The organism is Falsiroseomonas ponticola (assembly GCF_016805305.1).
In the GTDB taxonomy this organism is placed as follows: Bacteria; Pseudomonadota; Alphaproteobacteria; order Acetobacterales; family Acetobacteraceae; genus Falsiroseomonas; species Falsiroseomonas ponticola.
In genome coordinates, this window is sequence record NZ_JAERQN010000006.1 from 134,676 (window position 1) to 147,897 (window position 13,222).

Genomic DNA, 13,222 nt, shown 5'->3' on the forward strand with positions numbered 1-13,222 from the left:
GGCTACCGCCCGGCCCAGTGGACGAAGCGCTTCTCGATCAGCAGGAAGAGCAGGTTGAGCGCATAGCCGAGCGCGCCGGCCACGAAGATGGTGCCGTACATCAGCCCGCTCTCGAACAGCATCTGCGCGTTGATGACGCGATGGCCGAGCCCGTCGGTGGAGCCGATGAACATCTCCGCCACCACCACGATCACCAGCGCGAGGGAGACGCCGGCGCGCATGCCGACCAGGATCTGGGGCAGCGCCTCCCACACCAGCACATCGGCCATGATGCGCGGGCCGGAGGCGCCCATGATCCGCGCCGCCAGCACCCGCGTCCGGCGCGCATTGATGACGCCATAGGCCGCGTTGAAGAGGATGACGAGCGCGGCGCCGAAGGCCGCCACCGCGATCTTTGTGGACTCGCCCGGCCCGAACAGCACGATGAACAGAGGAAACATGGCGGAGGCCGGCGTGGAGCGGAAGAAATCCACCACGAATTCGACGCTGCGATAGACCCGCTCCTTCGCCCCCAGCGCGACTCCCAGCGGCACGCCGATCGCGGTGGCGATCAGGAAGGACAGCATCGTCCGCTGCACCGTACGCCAGGTGTCCAGCGCCAGCGTCCCGCGCGTCAGCGCCGCCCAGGTATCCGTGAAGGCCTCGGCCGGTGGCGGCAGCAGGATGGGATCGGCCACGCGCAGCCAGACGGCGACCTGCCAGAGCAGGATGAAGCCGATGGCGCCGGCGAGTGGCGCGGCGATCGCCCTCATGCCGCCACCGCCGCCTGGAAGACATCGAGGCAGCGCGCCTTGATCGCCACGAAATCAGGCGAGGAGAGCGCCGCCGTGCCGCGCGGCCAGGGCAGCGCCACCGGCACGTCATCCGCCACCGTCGTCGGTCGCCGCGTCAGCATGAGCAGCCGGTCCGCCAGCACGATCGACTCCTCGAGGTCGTGGGAGACAAGCAGCGTCGTGACGCCGATCTCCTTCAGCACGGCCTGCAGCAGGTCGCGCAGCGACAGCGTCGTCTCATAGTCCAGCGCGGAGAAGGGCTCGTCCAGGAACAGCACCTCCGGCTCCACCGCCAGCGCCCGCATGATGGAGACCAGCTGCTGCTGACCGCCCGACAATTCATAGGGGTAGCGGTGGAGGTCGAAGCGCACGCGGAAGCTGGTGGCCAGGCGTTCCACGCGCCGTTCGATCTCCGCCTTCGGCAGGCCCATCAGGCGCAGGGGATAGCGGATGTTGTCGGCGGCGCGGCGCCACGGAAACAACGCCTCCCGATAGTTCTGGAAGACATAGCCGACACGCACATCGGCGACATCCCGCCCATCATACAGGATCGTGCCGCCATCCGTCGGCAGCAGCCCCGCCGCCATGTTGATCAGCGTGGATTTGCCGCAGCCATTGGGCCCGAAGATGGCGAGGATGTCGCCCCGGCGCACATCCAGGTCGAAGCCCGAATAGACGGGCTGCCCGCCGAAGGCCTTGCGCAGGCCACGGATGGAGATCGCGGCCTCCCGCGGGGGGATGCTCACAGCGCGCGCAGGAAGGACCGCACCTCGATCCGGTCACGCACCACGCCCTGCGCCACGGCCAGGTCCACGAATTTCTGGAAATCCGCGATCTCCGCCGGCGTCATGTCCTTCACCATGCGGAAATTCACCAGCGGGATGGTCGGCGCCAGCTCGGCGGAGGTCTGCATGTGCTGCACCAGCAGCGGCCGCACACTGGCGGGATCGGACGCCACCAGCGCGCAGGCCTGCGCCCAGGCGGCGGCGAAGCGCTGCGCGACGGCGGGCTTCTCGGCCAGGAACTTCCCCGTCAGGGCCGCGCCGGCGGCCCAGGCCTGCGCATCGCGGCGTCCGAGCAGATGCGTCGCGATGACGCCCGTCTCCAGCCGCCGCGCGGCACCGGCGCGCTCCGCGATGGTGGCGACGGGCTCCAGCGTATAGGCGGCATCGAAGGTGCCGGCGGCCAGTGCGCCGACATGCACCCCCATCTGCTGTTCCTGGATCGTGTAGTCCCGCCCCTCCTGCAGCCCATTCGCCGCCAGCACGGCGCGGGCGGCGGAGATATTGGCGGGCCCGGGGGCGGAGAGGATGCGCGCGCCCTTGAGGTCGCGGATCGATTGCGCCGTGCTGCCCGCGCGCACGACGAACTGTTCCATCTGGTACTGCGCGTTCTGCCCGTTCAGCGCGACATAGACGGCGGTATTGGCGCGCCGCGCATTGATGTTGGCGCCCTCCAGCGTCACCAGGTTCGACGCGGCCTCCACATCGCCCGCGACCATCGCCTGCACGATCAGCGGCGCGGCCTGCAGCGGCACGGCGCTGGCCTCGATGCCATGGGCCGCGAAGAAGCCGCGCTCCACCGCCACGTAGTAGGGCAGCGCGGAGGAGACGTTGAAGACCGCGACGCGGACGCGTTCGGACGCCTGCGCGCGCGCCACGGACGGCGCTGCGAGCGCGGCAAGAAGCAACGGGCGACGGCTGATCATGGCGGTTTCCTCAGACGAGCTTCGGATAGGTGGCGGGATCGTGGAAGTTGTGACCGGCGACGTAGCGGCGGTGGTCGGACATGTCCGGCATCGGCCCCGTCTCCGCCTGGCCATCGAAGGTGAGTTCGAGCTGCAGGCCGGAGGGGTCATACACGAAGAGCTGCCAGAGGCTCGTGCCGGGCACGAGGAACTCCCGCCAGTCGAGGCCCGCGGCGCGGAAGCGGGCGATGAAGGCGTGATAGCCGTGGCAGGCCAGCGAGACATGGTCGATGGCGCCCGTGCCCGTCGGCGCGCGCCCCTCCGCCCCCAGCGCGGGGCCGCCGGCATAGACATGCAGGATGGCCGCGCCACCGGGCAGCGGCACGCCGAGCCAGGCGCCCGGATAGCCGAAATCCGGCCGCTTCACTTCGGCCAGGCCGATGATGCGCGTGTAGAAGGCGACGGTCTGCGCCAGGTCATTCGTCTTCACCGCGACATGGAACAGCCCGGCGGTGATCGCGGCGCCATCAGCCCTCATGGTGGTCCATCCTCATCCCGGATGGATGCAGCAACCCCCGTGCCAGTGCGGATGCGCGGTCAGCGGCACCAGGCCATCGCGAAGCTGCGCGTGGCGCAGGCAGCGGCGCCCATCAGGCGGGCAGGCCGCCCCATCCGGCTCGACGCATGGCCGCCACCAGCGCGGCCTCCTCCTCCCGCACCAACCGTCCGTCGCGAACCAGCACGGTGCCATCCACCATCACGTCCCTCACGCTGCGGGGCGAGGCGCTGTAGAGCAGGTTGGCGCCGAGGTCATGCGCCGGCGCCATCTCCAGCCGGTCCAGGCTCCAGGTGACGAGGTCCGCGCGCTTGCCGACCTCCACGCTGCCGATGTGGGGATCGAGGCCCAGCACGCGCGCCCCATCCACCGTCATCATGCGCAGCATGGTGGCCACGGGCAGCGCGGTGGGATCGCCGGCGGATTGCTTGCCGACCAGCGCGGCCAGGCGCGCTTCCCAGATCATGTCCATCGCGTTGTCACTGGCCGTCCAGTCCGTGCCGAGCCCGACCGGCACGCGGCCGACATAGCGATGCAGGGGGATGGTGCGTGCCTCAATCTTCAGGTTGCTGGCCGGGCAATGCGCGATGGCGATGCCGTCCTCGCACCAGCCCTCGATCTCCGATTCCTCGAGGTAGATGGCATGCGCCGCGACGGTGCGGGGACTGGCGAGGCCCGCGCGGCGCAGGCAGGCCAGCGCGCCGGCGTGGCCCCGCGCGCGCACCGCCGCCACCTCCGGCGCGGATTGCGCGACATGCAACACGACGCGCGCGCCCTCCCGCTCCGCACGCCGCGCAACCTCCGCCAGCAGCGCGTCGGAACAGGAATCGAGCGCATGTGGCGCGATGGCCGTGGTGATGCGGGATCGTGCGGGATCGCTGCCGTAGCGCGCGAGCAGCCGATCCGTCTCCGCCCAGGCCTCCGCCGCCCGCGCATCGGTCAATGTGCTGCCGACCACGGCGCGCATTCCCGATTCCTCGATCACCGGCGCCAGCCGATCCATGCCGGCCAGACGGTCCGCGATGCAGGTCACGCCGTTCAGCAGGAACTCCGCACAGGCTGCGCGGAGGGAGAGCGCGTAGTCAGCCTCCGTGAAGCGTTCCTGCCCCGGCACGCGATAGGCGCCCGCCCAGAAGTCGCGCGGCAGGTCCTCGGCCAGGCCACGGAACAGCGCCGTCGCGGCATGGGTGTGGACGTTCACGAGGCCGGGCGTGACCAGCGCGTGGCGGCAGTCGATCACCTCATCCGCGGGCGTGACCGCCAGGCCAGGGCCGATGGCGGCGATGACTCCGTTCTCGATCCTGATGTCATGGCCACGCAGGATGCGATGCGCGGCATCCATGGTGAGGATCGCGGCATGGGTCAGGATCAGGGCCATGCGGCATGCCCGCATGGCGTGGCGGGCCTGGTCAAGCCCGGCCTGGCGTACGAATTTTCCGCACGCATCGGCCGGAAAAATTCGGCTTTGCGCACACCCGGCACCATGCTTGCATGCCAGCCCAACGCGCCGCGGGGCCGAGGGGGCCAAGCGCGGCCTGCGCGATGGAGATTGGGCATGGCGTTGGATCGCAGGACATTGCTCAAGGCCTCGGCTGCCGTGGCGGGCACCGGGATGATGGTGGATGTCGCGGAAGCGCAGGGCCGCGCCGTGATCAACCTCCAGCTCGGCTGGATTACCGGCGGCAACCAGATCGGCGAGGTCTGCGCCAAGCAACTCGGCTACTACGAGGCCGAGGGCCTGGACCTGCGCATCCAGCCCGGCGGGCCCAACATCGATGGCGTCGCGGTCGTCGCCGCCGGGCGGTTCGAGGTGGGGCAGGTCTCCTCCTCCCCCTCCCTCATGCTCGCGGCGTCGCAGGACATTCCCGTGCGCTGCTTCGCGGCCGGCGCGCAGGTGCATCCCTTCAGCTACATCTCGCGCGCCCGCAACCCGGTGCGCCAGCCGCGTGACCTGATCGGCAAGAAGATCGGCACTCAGTCCACCGCGGTGATCCTGCTGCGCGCGCTGCTGGCCAAGAACAACATCGCGGAGCGCGACGTCACCATCATCCCGATCGGCGCCGACATGGCGCCGCTGATGACGGGCCAGGTCGATGTCATCACGGGCTGGCTGACGAACACGACCGCGCTGCGCGTGGTGACGGACCCCGTCGTCATGCGGCTGTGGGACACGGGCGTCCGGCTCTATGCCCTGCCCTACTACGCCACGGCGACAACGCTGGAACGCCGCGCCGATGTGCTGGCGCGGTTCCTGCGCGCCTCCGGCCGCGGCTGGGCCTATGCCCATGCCAACCGCGCCGCGGCCGTCGACCTGCTGCTGAAGGAATTCCCGAACCTCAACCGCGCCGATGAGCTGGAGGCGCTGGAGGTGATGCTGGCCTATGCCTTCGGCCCGAAGACGGCGACGGAGGGCTGGGGCACCATGGACCCGGATGTGTGGCGGGAGCAGATCGACCTCTACGCGCAGCTCGGCCAGTTCTCCCGCCGCACGCCGCGGCTGGAGGAGGTGATGACGCTCGATATCCTCCGCATGACCAACGGCAACCGCCCGCTGATCGGCTGAGGCGGTGACCTCTGCCGTCGAATGCCGCGGCGTCACGGTGCGGTTCGTCACGGATCGCCGCACCGTCACCGCGCTGCGGGATGTCAGCATGGACGTGGAGGCGGGCGGCTTCCTCTCCCTGCTCGGCCCCTCCGGCTGCGGGAAGTCCACGCTGCTGCGCGTGGTGGCGGACCTCGTGACGCCGAGCACGGGCCATGTCTCCGTCTTCGGCATGGCGCCGGCAGCGGCGCGGGCGGCGCGGACACTAGGCTTCGTCTTCCAGGATGCGGCGCTGCTGCCCTGGCGGACGGCGCTGCAGAATGTGGAACTGCCGCTGGAAGTGGGCGGCAAGCGCGACCTGCCGCCCACGGCACCAACGCCGCGCGAACTGCTGAAGCTGGTCGGGCTGGAGGGGTGGGAGAACAGCTACCCGCACGAACTCTCCGGCGGCATGCGCCAGCGCGTCTCCATCGCGCGCGCGCTGCTGGGTGGCCCGCGGCTGCTGCTGATGGATGAGCCCTTCGGTGCGCTGGATGAGATCACGCGCGACCGGCTGAACGAGGAGCTGCGCCGCGTGTGGCAGGAGACGGGGACGACGATCCTCTTCGTCACCCATTCCGTCTATGAGGCCGTCTATCTCGGCGAGCAGGTGCTGGTGCTGGCCGCCAATCCCGGGCGCAACGCCGCGCATGTCAGCGTCGACCTGCCGCGCGACCGGGACCTCACGATCCGCGAGACGCCGGCCTTCACCAGCATCGTCTCCGGCCTGCGCGACGCTTTGGGGAGGGGGCATTGAGCATCACCGCCGACACCCTGATCGACGACCCCGGGCTGCGGGAGGCCGAGGCCGCGCATGAACGCGCGCGCCGCCGCTTGGCCTGGCGGCGGCGCCTGCTGCCGGTGGCGGGCATCCTGTCCATGCTGCTGGTCTGGTGGTGCCTGGTCTATATCCTGGAAGTGCCGCCCTTCGTGGCGCCCTCGCCGGTCGCGGTCGCCACCACGCTGGTCGCGAAATGGCCCATCCTGATGGCCAATCTGTTGCCGACGGCGATCGAGGCGCTGGCCGGCTTCACGCTCGGCAACATCGTCGCCATCGTGATCGCGACCGTCTTCGTGCATCGCAAGACGGTGGAGGAAGCTTTCTTCCCCGTCGTCGTGCTGATCAACACCATCCCCGTCGTCGCCAAGGCACCGATCCTGGTGCTGCTGCTGGGCAACGGGATGGAGCCCAAGATCGCCATCGCCGCGCTGATCTGCTTCTTCCCGACCCTGGTGAACATGGTGCGGGGGCTGGAATCGGTGAACCCGCAGGCGATGGAATTGATGCGCGTGCTCTCCGCCAGTGAGCGCGAGATCTTCTTCAAGCTGCGGCTGCGCAACTCCCTGCCCTATCTGTTCTCCGCGCTGAAGATCGCGGCCTCCACCGCCGTGATCGGCGCCATCGTCGGCGAATGGATCGGCTCCACCACCGGCATCGGCGCGCTGATCATCCAGTCCATGTACAATTTCGACAGCGCGATGCTCTACGCCACCGTCATCGTCGGCTCGGCCTTCTCCGTGGCCTTCTTCGGCGCGATCATCGCCGTGGAACGCCTGGTGGTGCGCTGGCAGCCGGCCAACCCCGTCTGAAGGAAACAGCCATGGTCACGCAGCGCGTGCAGGAAACGCCGCGGGAGGCGACCATTGTCGCGCGGTCGGATGTCGTCGTCGTCGGCGGCGGGCCGGCCGGATTCTCGGCCGCGGTCGCGGCGCGGCGGATGGGATGTTCCGTCACCCTGCTGGAACGCTACCCCTACCTCGGCGGCCTCGCGTCGGGCGGCATGGTGCTGGTGCTGGACGACATGCATAACGGGCATGAAGTCACCACCACCGGCATCTGCATGGAGATGATCGACCGCATGGCGCGCGTCGGCGCCTGCGTCTATCCGCCGGAAGCCGAGCGCCTGACCGACTGGGCGATGTACCGGAAATGGGCGCGCTGGGGCGTCTTCGACTTCCGCTCCCATGTCCGCCCCCATCCCATCGTCATGGCCGCCACCTTCGATCCCGATGGCTGGAAGCGCATCGCCAATGAGATGGTGGCCGAGGCCGGCGTCGAGACGCGGATGCATTCCTGGTTCTCCTCCGCCATCGTGCAGGACGGCGCCATCAAGGGCGTGGTCTGCGAGACCAAGGCCGGCCGCCAGGCCATCATGGGCGATGTCGTCATCGACGCGACCGGCGACCTCGACGTGGTCGCGGCCGCGGGCGGCGCCTTCACCCATGGCGCCTACATGGTCACCACCGTCTTCCGCCTGGGCGGCGTCGATACCGATGAGGCTGAGCGCGTGCAGTTCGAGGAGCCGGAGCGTCACGCCGCCCTCGACAAGCAGGCCAAGAAGATCATGGGCGGATCCTGGGAATACTGGTGGCTGAAGACGCCGCTTCCCGGCGTGGTCTGGTGCAACTGCCCGCACCTCATCGGCTATGACGGCTTGTCGGTGGAGGACATGTCGAAGGCGGATTTCGAAGGCCGCAAGCGCATCTACGCGCTGGTGGAGTATGCCCGGGCCCATATGCCGGGCTTCCAGAACTGCTTCGTCATCGATGTCGCGCCGCAGCTCGGCATCCGCCAGACGCGCCTGCTGCAGGGCGACTACGTCGTGACGAAGGAGGATGTGCAGGACCGCGTCCACTTCCCCGACACCGTCGCGCGCGGCCGCGACTACTACACCCCCTATCGCGCCATGCTGCCCAAGGGGCTGGATGGCGCGATCGCCGCCGGGCGGCACTACTCCGCCACCGAATCCGCGCAGAAGCAGTCGCGGGAGATCCCGCCCTGCATGGCGATGGGCCAGTCGGCCGGCGTCGCCGCCGCGCTCGCGGTGCAGGGCGGCATCGCACCGCGCGCTGTCTCCCCCGCCGCCATCTGCGCGGCCGTGCGCGCGCAGGGTGGCGATCCGGGTGACCGCCCCTCCGCCAATGCGAAGATCCTGGAGACGGCGGCATGAGCACGCCCCTGCCGCTGGACGGCATCCGAGTCATCGACTTCACCCAGGTGATGATGGGCCCGGTCGCGACGCAGACGCTGGCCGATTTCGGCGCCGACGTCATCAAGATCGAACGCCCGCAGGGCGACCTCTCCCGCACCTCCTTCCCCGATCCCGCCGGCCCGCTCGGCCCGGTCTTCTGCTCGCTGAACCGCAACAAGCGCAGCGTGGTGCTGGACCTCCGCAAGCCGGAGGAACGGCAGGTGGTGCTGGACCTGGTCCGCACCGCCGACGTGGTGGTCAACAATTTCCGCGCCGGCGTGATGGAACGCCTGGGCTTCGGGTGGGAAGACCTGTCGAAGGTCAATCCGCGCATCATCTATGCCGTCGGTACCGGCTTCGGGCTGGAAGGCCCCTATGCGCATAAGGGCGGGCAGGACGTGCTGGCGCAGGCCATGTCCGGCGTCATGCATCGCCGGTCCAATGCCGACCAGCCGCTCTATGTCCACGCCACCACCTTCGCGGACTATTCCGCGGGCATGCATCTGGTGCAGGGCATCCTGCTCGCGATCCTGCAGCGGCAGAAGACAGGCCGCGGCCAGCGCATCGCCGTCTCGCTGCTCGATTCCATGCTGGCGGCGCAGACCCAGGAAGGCGCGGCGCATCTGATGCGCGGCAAGGAGATCAACTGGGGCGCGATGCCGCTGTCGGGCGTCTTCGAGACGAGCGACGGCGCGCTGGTCATGGTCGGCGCCTTCAAGGCCGATCCGCTGGGCGACATCTCGACGGCGCTGGAGATCGACCATCTCGGCCGCGACCCGCGCTTCACCACCTTCGAGGACCAGGTCGCCAACAAGCCCGCGCTGCAGGCGATCTTCCGCGAGCGCTTCAAATCCAACACCACCGCCTACTGGCTCGCCCGGCTCGAAGCGCAGGACCTCCTCTGCGCCCCCGTCCGGAGCCTGGCGGAGGCGCTGGAGGACGAGCAGGCGCGGATCAACGAGATGATCCTGGAAGGCCCCGGCGAGATCGAGCCCATGCGCCTGGTCGGCTCCCCCATCCACATGTCCGACGCGAAGGTCACGCTGCGCATCCCGCCCGCGAGACTCGGCAAGCACACGGAGGAAGTGAAGGCCGAACTCACGCGAGGCATCGCAGCCGAATGACCGTTCTCTTCGAGGTCGCGGACCACGTCGCCCGCGTCACGCTGAACCGGCCCGAGGCGATGAACGCCGTCGATCGCGCGACGGAGGCCGAGCTCCAGCGCATCTGGACGGAGATCGAGGGACGTCGCGACATCCGGGCCGTGGTGCTGACCGGCGCCGGCACGCGCGCCTTCTGCGCCGGCGCCGATGTCAAGGATGGCGGCGGGATGACGGGGCTGGAGTATTGGGCCGCGCCCCGCCCCGGCGGCTTCGGCGGCATCGCGCTGCGCACGACGCTCGACGTGCCCGTCATCGCCCGCGTCAACGGCCATGCGTTGGGCGGCGGGTTCGAGATGGTGCTGGGCTGCGACCTCATCGTCATGGCGGAGACCGCGACCCTCGGCCTGCCGGAACCACGCCTCGGCCGACTGCCGCTGGATGGCGGCATGGCGCTGCTGCAACGGCAGATTCCCCATCGCATGGCGATGGGCATGATGCTGACGGGCCGGCGCATCACGGCCGAGGAAGCACTCGCCTTCCACCTGGTGAATGAGGTCGTGCCGCAGGACGGTCTCGACGCCGCCGTGGACCGGTGGCTGGACGGCATCCTGGCCTGCGCGCCGCTCTCCGTCCGCGCCATCAAGCAATCCGTCCGCCGCACGGCGCACCTCACCGCCCAGGAAGCCCAGGCCGCGCGCCTGCCCGCGCTGATCGAGGCGCTGCAATCCAAGGACCAGGATGAGGGCGTCCGCGCCTTCGTGGAAAAGCGCAAGCCCGTCTGGTCCGGCACCTGACGGCCCCGTGCACGCCGCCGCCCTGACCTATTTCCGGGAGACGGCGCGGCGCGGTTCCGTGCGCCGCGCCGCCGCCGCCCTCAACGTCTCCGCCAGCGCGCTCAACCGCCAGATCTTGATCCTGGAGGAAGAACTCGGCACCGCGCTCTTCGATCGCCTGCCCGGCGGCATGCGGCTTACGGCGGCGGGCGATCTGCTGCTGCAGCATGTCGTCGGCACGCTGGTGGAATTCGATCGCGTGCGATCCCGCATCGATGACCTCCGCGCCGCCCGCACCGGCCATGTCGGCATCGCGGCGGTGGACAGCCTGCTAGTGGATTTCCTGCCCCGCGCCCTCGACCGTTTCCGCGCCGATTTCCCGGCGGTCACCTATGCGCTGGATGCCGCCAACCCGGCGGAGGTGCCGCGCCTGGTTGCTGACGGCACATACGATCTCGGCTTCACCTTCGTGGGCCCGACTCCACCCTCGCTACGCTTCGAGCATGAGGTGCCGGCGCCGATCGGCGTCGTCATGCCCGCCGACCACCCGCTGCGGCAGAAGCGGGAGGTCAGCTTCGACGACGTCGCGCCCTATCCCTTCCTCGCCCAGGCCGGGCCCCTGCCCCGCTCCGCCGATGTCGATGCCGGCTTCGCGCGCTTCCGCTCGGGGCTGCGGCCGCGCCTCGTCTCCAACTCCATCCAGGCGCTGAAGACCGCGATCCGCCTCAACATGGGCATCGCCTTCTTCACCCGCCTCGGCTTCCTGGAGGAGATCGAGCGCGGCGAGGTCGCCTGGCGCCCCTTCGACAGCCCCGCCATCAACGCGCTGCGCATCGGCCTGCTGGTCCCCGCCAGCCGGGCCCCGACCGCCCCCGCGCGGCAGCTGGCGGCGCGGCTGGTGGAGGAGATGGGGCGTCTCGACACCGCCTGAGCAAGCCCGCAGGCTGCGCCCGCATGGCCGATCTGCGCAGCCTCGAGATCTTCTTCTGGGTGGCCCGCCTCCGCTCCTTCCGCGGCGCGGCGGAGCGGCTGAACACGACCCAGCCCGCCGTCTCCCAGCGCATCGCGGCGCTGGAGGCGGAGCTGGGCGTGCGGCTGCTGGAACGCGGCCGGGCCGCGCCACCCGCCGCCGGCCGCGGCGTGGTGCCCACCGTGCAGGGCCGCCGCCTGCTGGACTATGCGGAGCGCATGCTGCGCCTGCGCACCGAGATGCTGGAAGCCGTGGCCGGACCCGGCGCGGTGGGCGGCGTGCTGCGCCTCGGCGTGGCGGAAACCATCGTCCACACCTGGCTCGCCCGCTTCATCGAACGCGCGCATGCGCTCTACCCCTCCGTCACCTTGGACATCGAGGTGGACGTGACCCATGCGCTGCGTGGCGCGCTGGCGAGCCATAGCCTCGACCTCGCCTTCCTGATGGGGCCCCTGGTGGAGGCGGAGATGGCGAACCTGCCGCTCTGCCGCTACCCGCTGGCCTTCGCCGCCAGCCCGCGCCTGGCGCTGCCGGCGGAGCCGCTGGACCGCGACGCGGTGCTGGCGCTGCCGATCATCACCTATCCCCGCAGCACCGCGCCCACCATCGCCCTCTCCGCCGCGCTGCGCAGCGCGGATGGCCCGGCGCCGCGCGTCTTCGGCAATGCGTCGCTAGCCACCATCGTGCGCATGACGCTGGACGGCATCGGCCTTTCCGTCATCCCCCCCGCGGTGGTGGCGCGGGAGCTGGCGGAGGGCACGCTGCGGCTGGTGGAGACGACATTGACACCCCCTGACATCGCCTTCACCGCATCCTGGCCCGCCGGGCCGGATGACGCGCTGGCGCGGCGCCTGGCGGAACTGGCGGTGGAGGTGGCGGGGGAAGCCGGCCACCGATAAGCCGCGGTGATCGGAAAACATTCGAAAACACGATTGGCGCCTATGGCCAGGACCGGCATGATTTGTCCGGACACCTTGCCCAGGAGCGCCGATGCCGGACCACCCCCTGCCGCCGATGCCGCTGGATGGGCGCGGCGTGCGCCTGGCGGCGCGCGGGGGCAGGCTGGCCGGGCACACCTCCTCCCTCGCCCCCGGCTTCGTGCAGGGCAACCTGGCCATCCTGCCCGCCGCGCTGGCCGGCGATTTCCTCCGCTTCTGCCAGCGCAACCCGAAGCCCTGTCCGGTGCTGGGCATCAGCGAGCCGGGCAGCCCCCGCATCCCCGAACTCGGCCTCGACCTCGACCTGCGCACGGACCTGCCGCGCTACCGGATCTGGCGGCAGGGCGAGCTGGTGGAGGAACCGGCCAGCATCGCCCATCTCTGGCGCGATGACCTCGTCGCCTTCGTGCTCGGCTGCTCCTTCACCTTCGAACACGCGCTGATGGAGCATGGCATCCGGCTCCGGCATGTGGAGCAGGGCCGCAACGTCGCGATGTGGCGCACCAGCATCGCCTGCGCGCCGGCCGGGCCCTTCGGCGGGCCGATGGTCGTCTCCATGCGGCCCCTGCCGCCGGCGGATGCGATTCGCGCCATCCAGATCACCACGCGCTTCCCCGGCGTGCATGGCGCGCCCGTGCATATCGGCCACCCGCACCTCATCGGGATCGAGGACCTGTCCCGCCCCGACTATGGCGACGCGGTCGAGGTCGGCGCCGATGAGCTTCCCGTCTTCTGGGCCTGCGGCGTCACGCCCCAGGCCGTGATCGCCGCGGCGAAGCCCGACTTCGCCATCACCCATGCGCCCGGCGCCATGCTGGTGACGGACCTCCGCAACAGCAGCCTCGCCATGCTGTAGTGACAGCCACCGA

At 70.1% G+C, this 13,222-nt stretch carries 14 protein-coding genes; 9 read left to right on the forward strand and 5 right to left on the reverse strand.

Features of this window, described 5'->3' with window-relative positions:
• Positions 1-2 precede the first annotated feature (2 nt).
• The 5 genes from JJI54_RS18405 to JJI54_RS18425 form a co-directional block, all read right to left on the reverse strand.
• Positions 3-752: an ABC transporter permease gene (locus tag JJI54_RS18405; protein WP_203074520.1), complete on the reverse strand. Its 750-nt coding sequence runs from the start codon at positions 750-752 to the stop codon at positions 3-5.
• Entirely contained in the window at positions 749-1,519 is a 771-nt protein-coding gene (locus tag JJI54_RS18410) for an ABC transporter ATP-binding protein (protein ID WP_203074521.1), read from the reverse strand. Before JJI54_RS18410 ends, JJI54_RS18405 begins: the two co-directional genes overlap by 4 nt.
• Positions 1,516-2,481 carry an ABC transporter substrate-binding protein gene (locus JJI54_RS18415; protein ID WP_203074522.1) on the reverse strand — a complete coding sequence of 322 codons (966 nt, stop codon included), beginning with the start codon at positions 2,479-2,481 and terminating at the stop codon, positions 1,516-1,518. The genes JJI54_RS18410 and JJI54_RS18415 overlap by 4 nt, the downstream gene beginning before the upstream one ends.
• A gap of 10 nt (positions 2,482-2,491) precedes the next feature.
• Positions 2,492-2,998, reverse strand: coding sequence for a VOC family protein (locus JJI54_RS18420; protein WP_203074523.1), 507 nt, complete (start codon positions 2,996-2,998; stop codon positions 2,492-2,494).
• Between the two features lie 112 nt (positions 2,999-3,110).
• The gene (locus tag JJI54_RS18425) at positions 3,111-4,394 is read right to left on the reverse strand and encodes an amidohydrolase family protein (protein WP_203074524.1); all 1,284 of its coding nucleotides are present in this window, start codon (positions 4,392-4,394) and stop codon (positions 3,111-3,113) included.
• A gap of 177 nt (positions 4,395-4,571) precedes the next feature.
• On the opposite strand from JJI54_RS18425, the gene JJI54_RS18430 reads away from it, so the two are divergent.
• From JJI54_RS18430 to JJI54_RS18470, 9 genes are all read left to right on the forward strand, one after another.
• Entirely contained in the window at positions 4,572-5,579 is a 1,008-nt protein-coding gene (locus tag JJI54_RS18430; protein WP_203074525.1) for an ABC transporter substrate-binding protein, read from the forward strand.
• Positions 5,580-5,583: 4 nt separating this feature from the next.
• Positions 5,584-6,354: an ABC transporter ATP-binding protein gene (locus JJI54_RS18435; RefSeq protein WP_318987530.1), complete on the forward strand. Its 771-nt coding sequence runs from the start codon at positions 5,584-5,586 to the stop codon at positions 6,352-6,354.
• Entirely contained in the window at positions 6,351-7,187 is an 837-nt protein-coding gene (locus JJI54_RS18440) for an ABC transporter permease (protein WP_203074526.1), read from the forward strand. Before JJI54_RS18435 ends, JJI54_RS18440 begins: the two co-directional genes overlap by 4 nt.
• A gap of 11 nt (positions 7,188-7,198) precedes the next feature.
• Positions 7,199-8,548, forward strand: coding sequence for an FAD-dependent oxidoreductase (locus tag JJI54_RS18445; protein ID WP_203074527.1), 1,350 nt, complete (start codon positions 7,199-7,201; stop codon positions 8,546-8,548).
• Positions 8,545-9,693 carry a CaiB/BaiF CoA transferase family protein gene (locus JJI54_RS18450; protein WP_203074528.1) on the forward strand — a complete coding sequence of 383 codons (1,149 nt, stop codon included), beginning with the start codon at positions 8,545-8,547 and terminating at the stop codon, positions 9,691-9,693. Before JJI54_RS18445 ends, JJI54_RS18450 begins: the two co-directional genes overlap by 4 nt.
• On the forward strand, positions 9,690-10,466 hold the full coding sequence (locus tag JJI54_RS18455) for an enoyl-CoA hydratase-related protein (protein ID WP_203074529.1): 777 nt from the start codon (positions 9,690-9,692) through the stop codon (positions 10,464-10,466). The genes JJI54_RS18450 and JJI54_RS18455 overlap by 4 nt, the downstream gene beginning before the upstream one ends.
• Before the next feature lie 7 nt (positions 10,467-10,473).
• Positions 10,474-11,376: a LysR family transcriptional regulator gene (locus JJI54_RS18460; protein WP_203074530.1), complete on the forward strand. Its 903-nt coding sequence runs from the start codon at positions 10,474-10,476 to the stop codon at positions 11,374-11,376.
• Positions 11,377-11,399: 23 nt separating this feature from the next.
• The gene (locus JJI54_RS18465; protein ID WP_203074531.1) at positions 11,400-12,314 is read left to right on the forward strand and encodes a LysR family transcriptional regulator; all 915 of its coding nucleotides are present in this window, start codon (positions 11,400-11,402) and stop codon (positions 12,312-12,314) included.
• 91 nt (positions 12,315-12,405) lie between these two features.
• A complete protein-coding gene (locus JJI54_RS18470) occupies positions 12,406-13,209 on the forward strand; it encodes a putative hydro-lyase (protein WP_203074532.1) in 804 nt (267 codons plus the stop codon).
• Positions 13,210-13,222 lie beyond the last annotated feature (13 nt).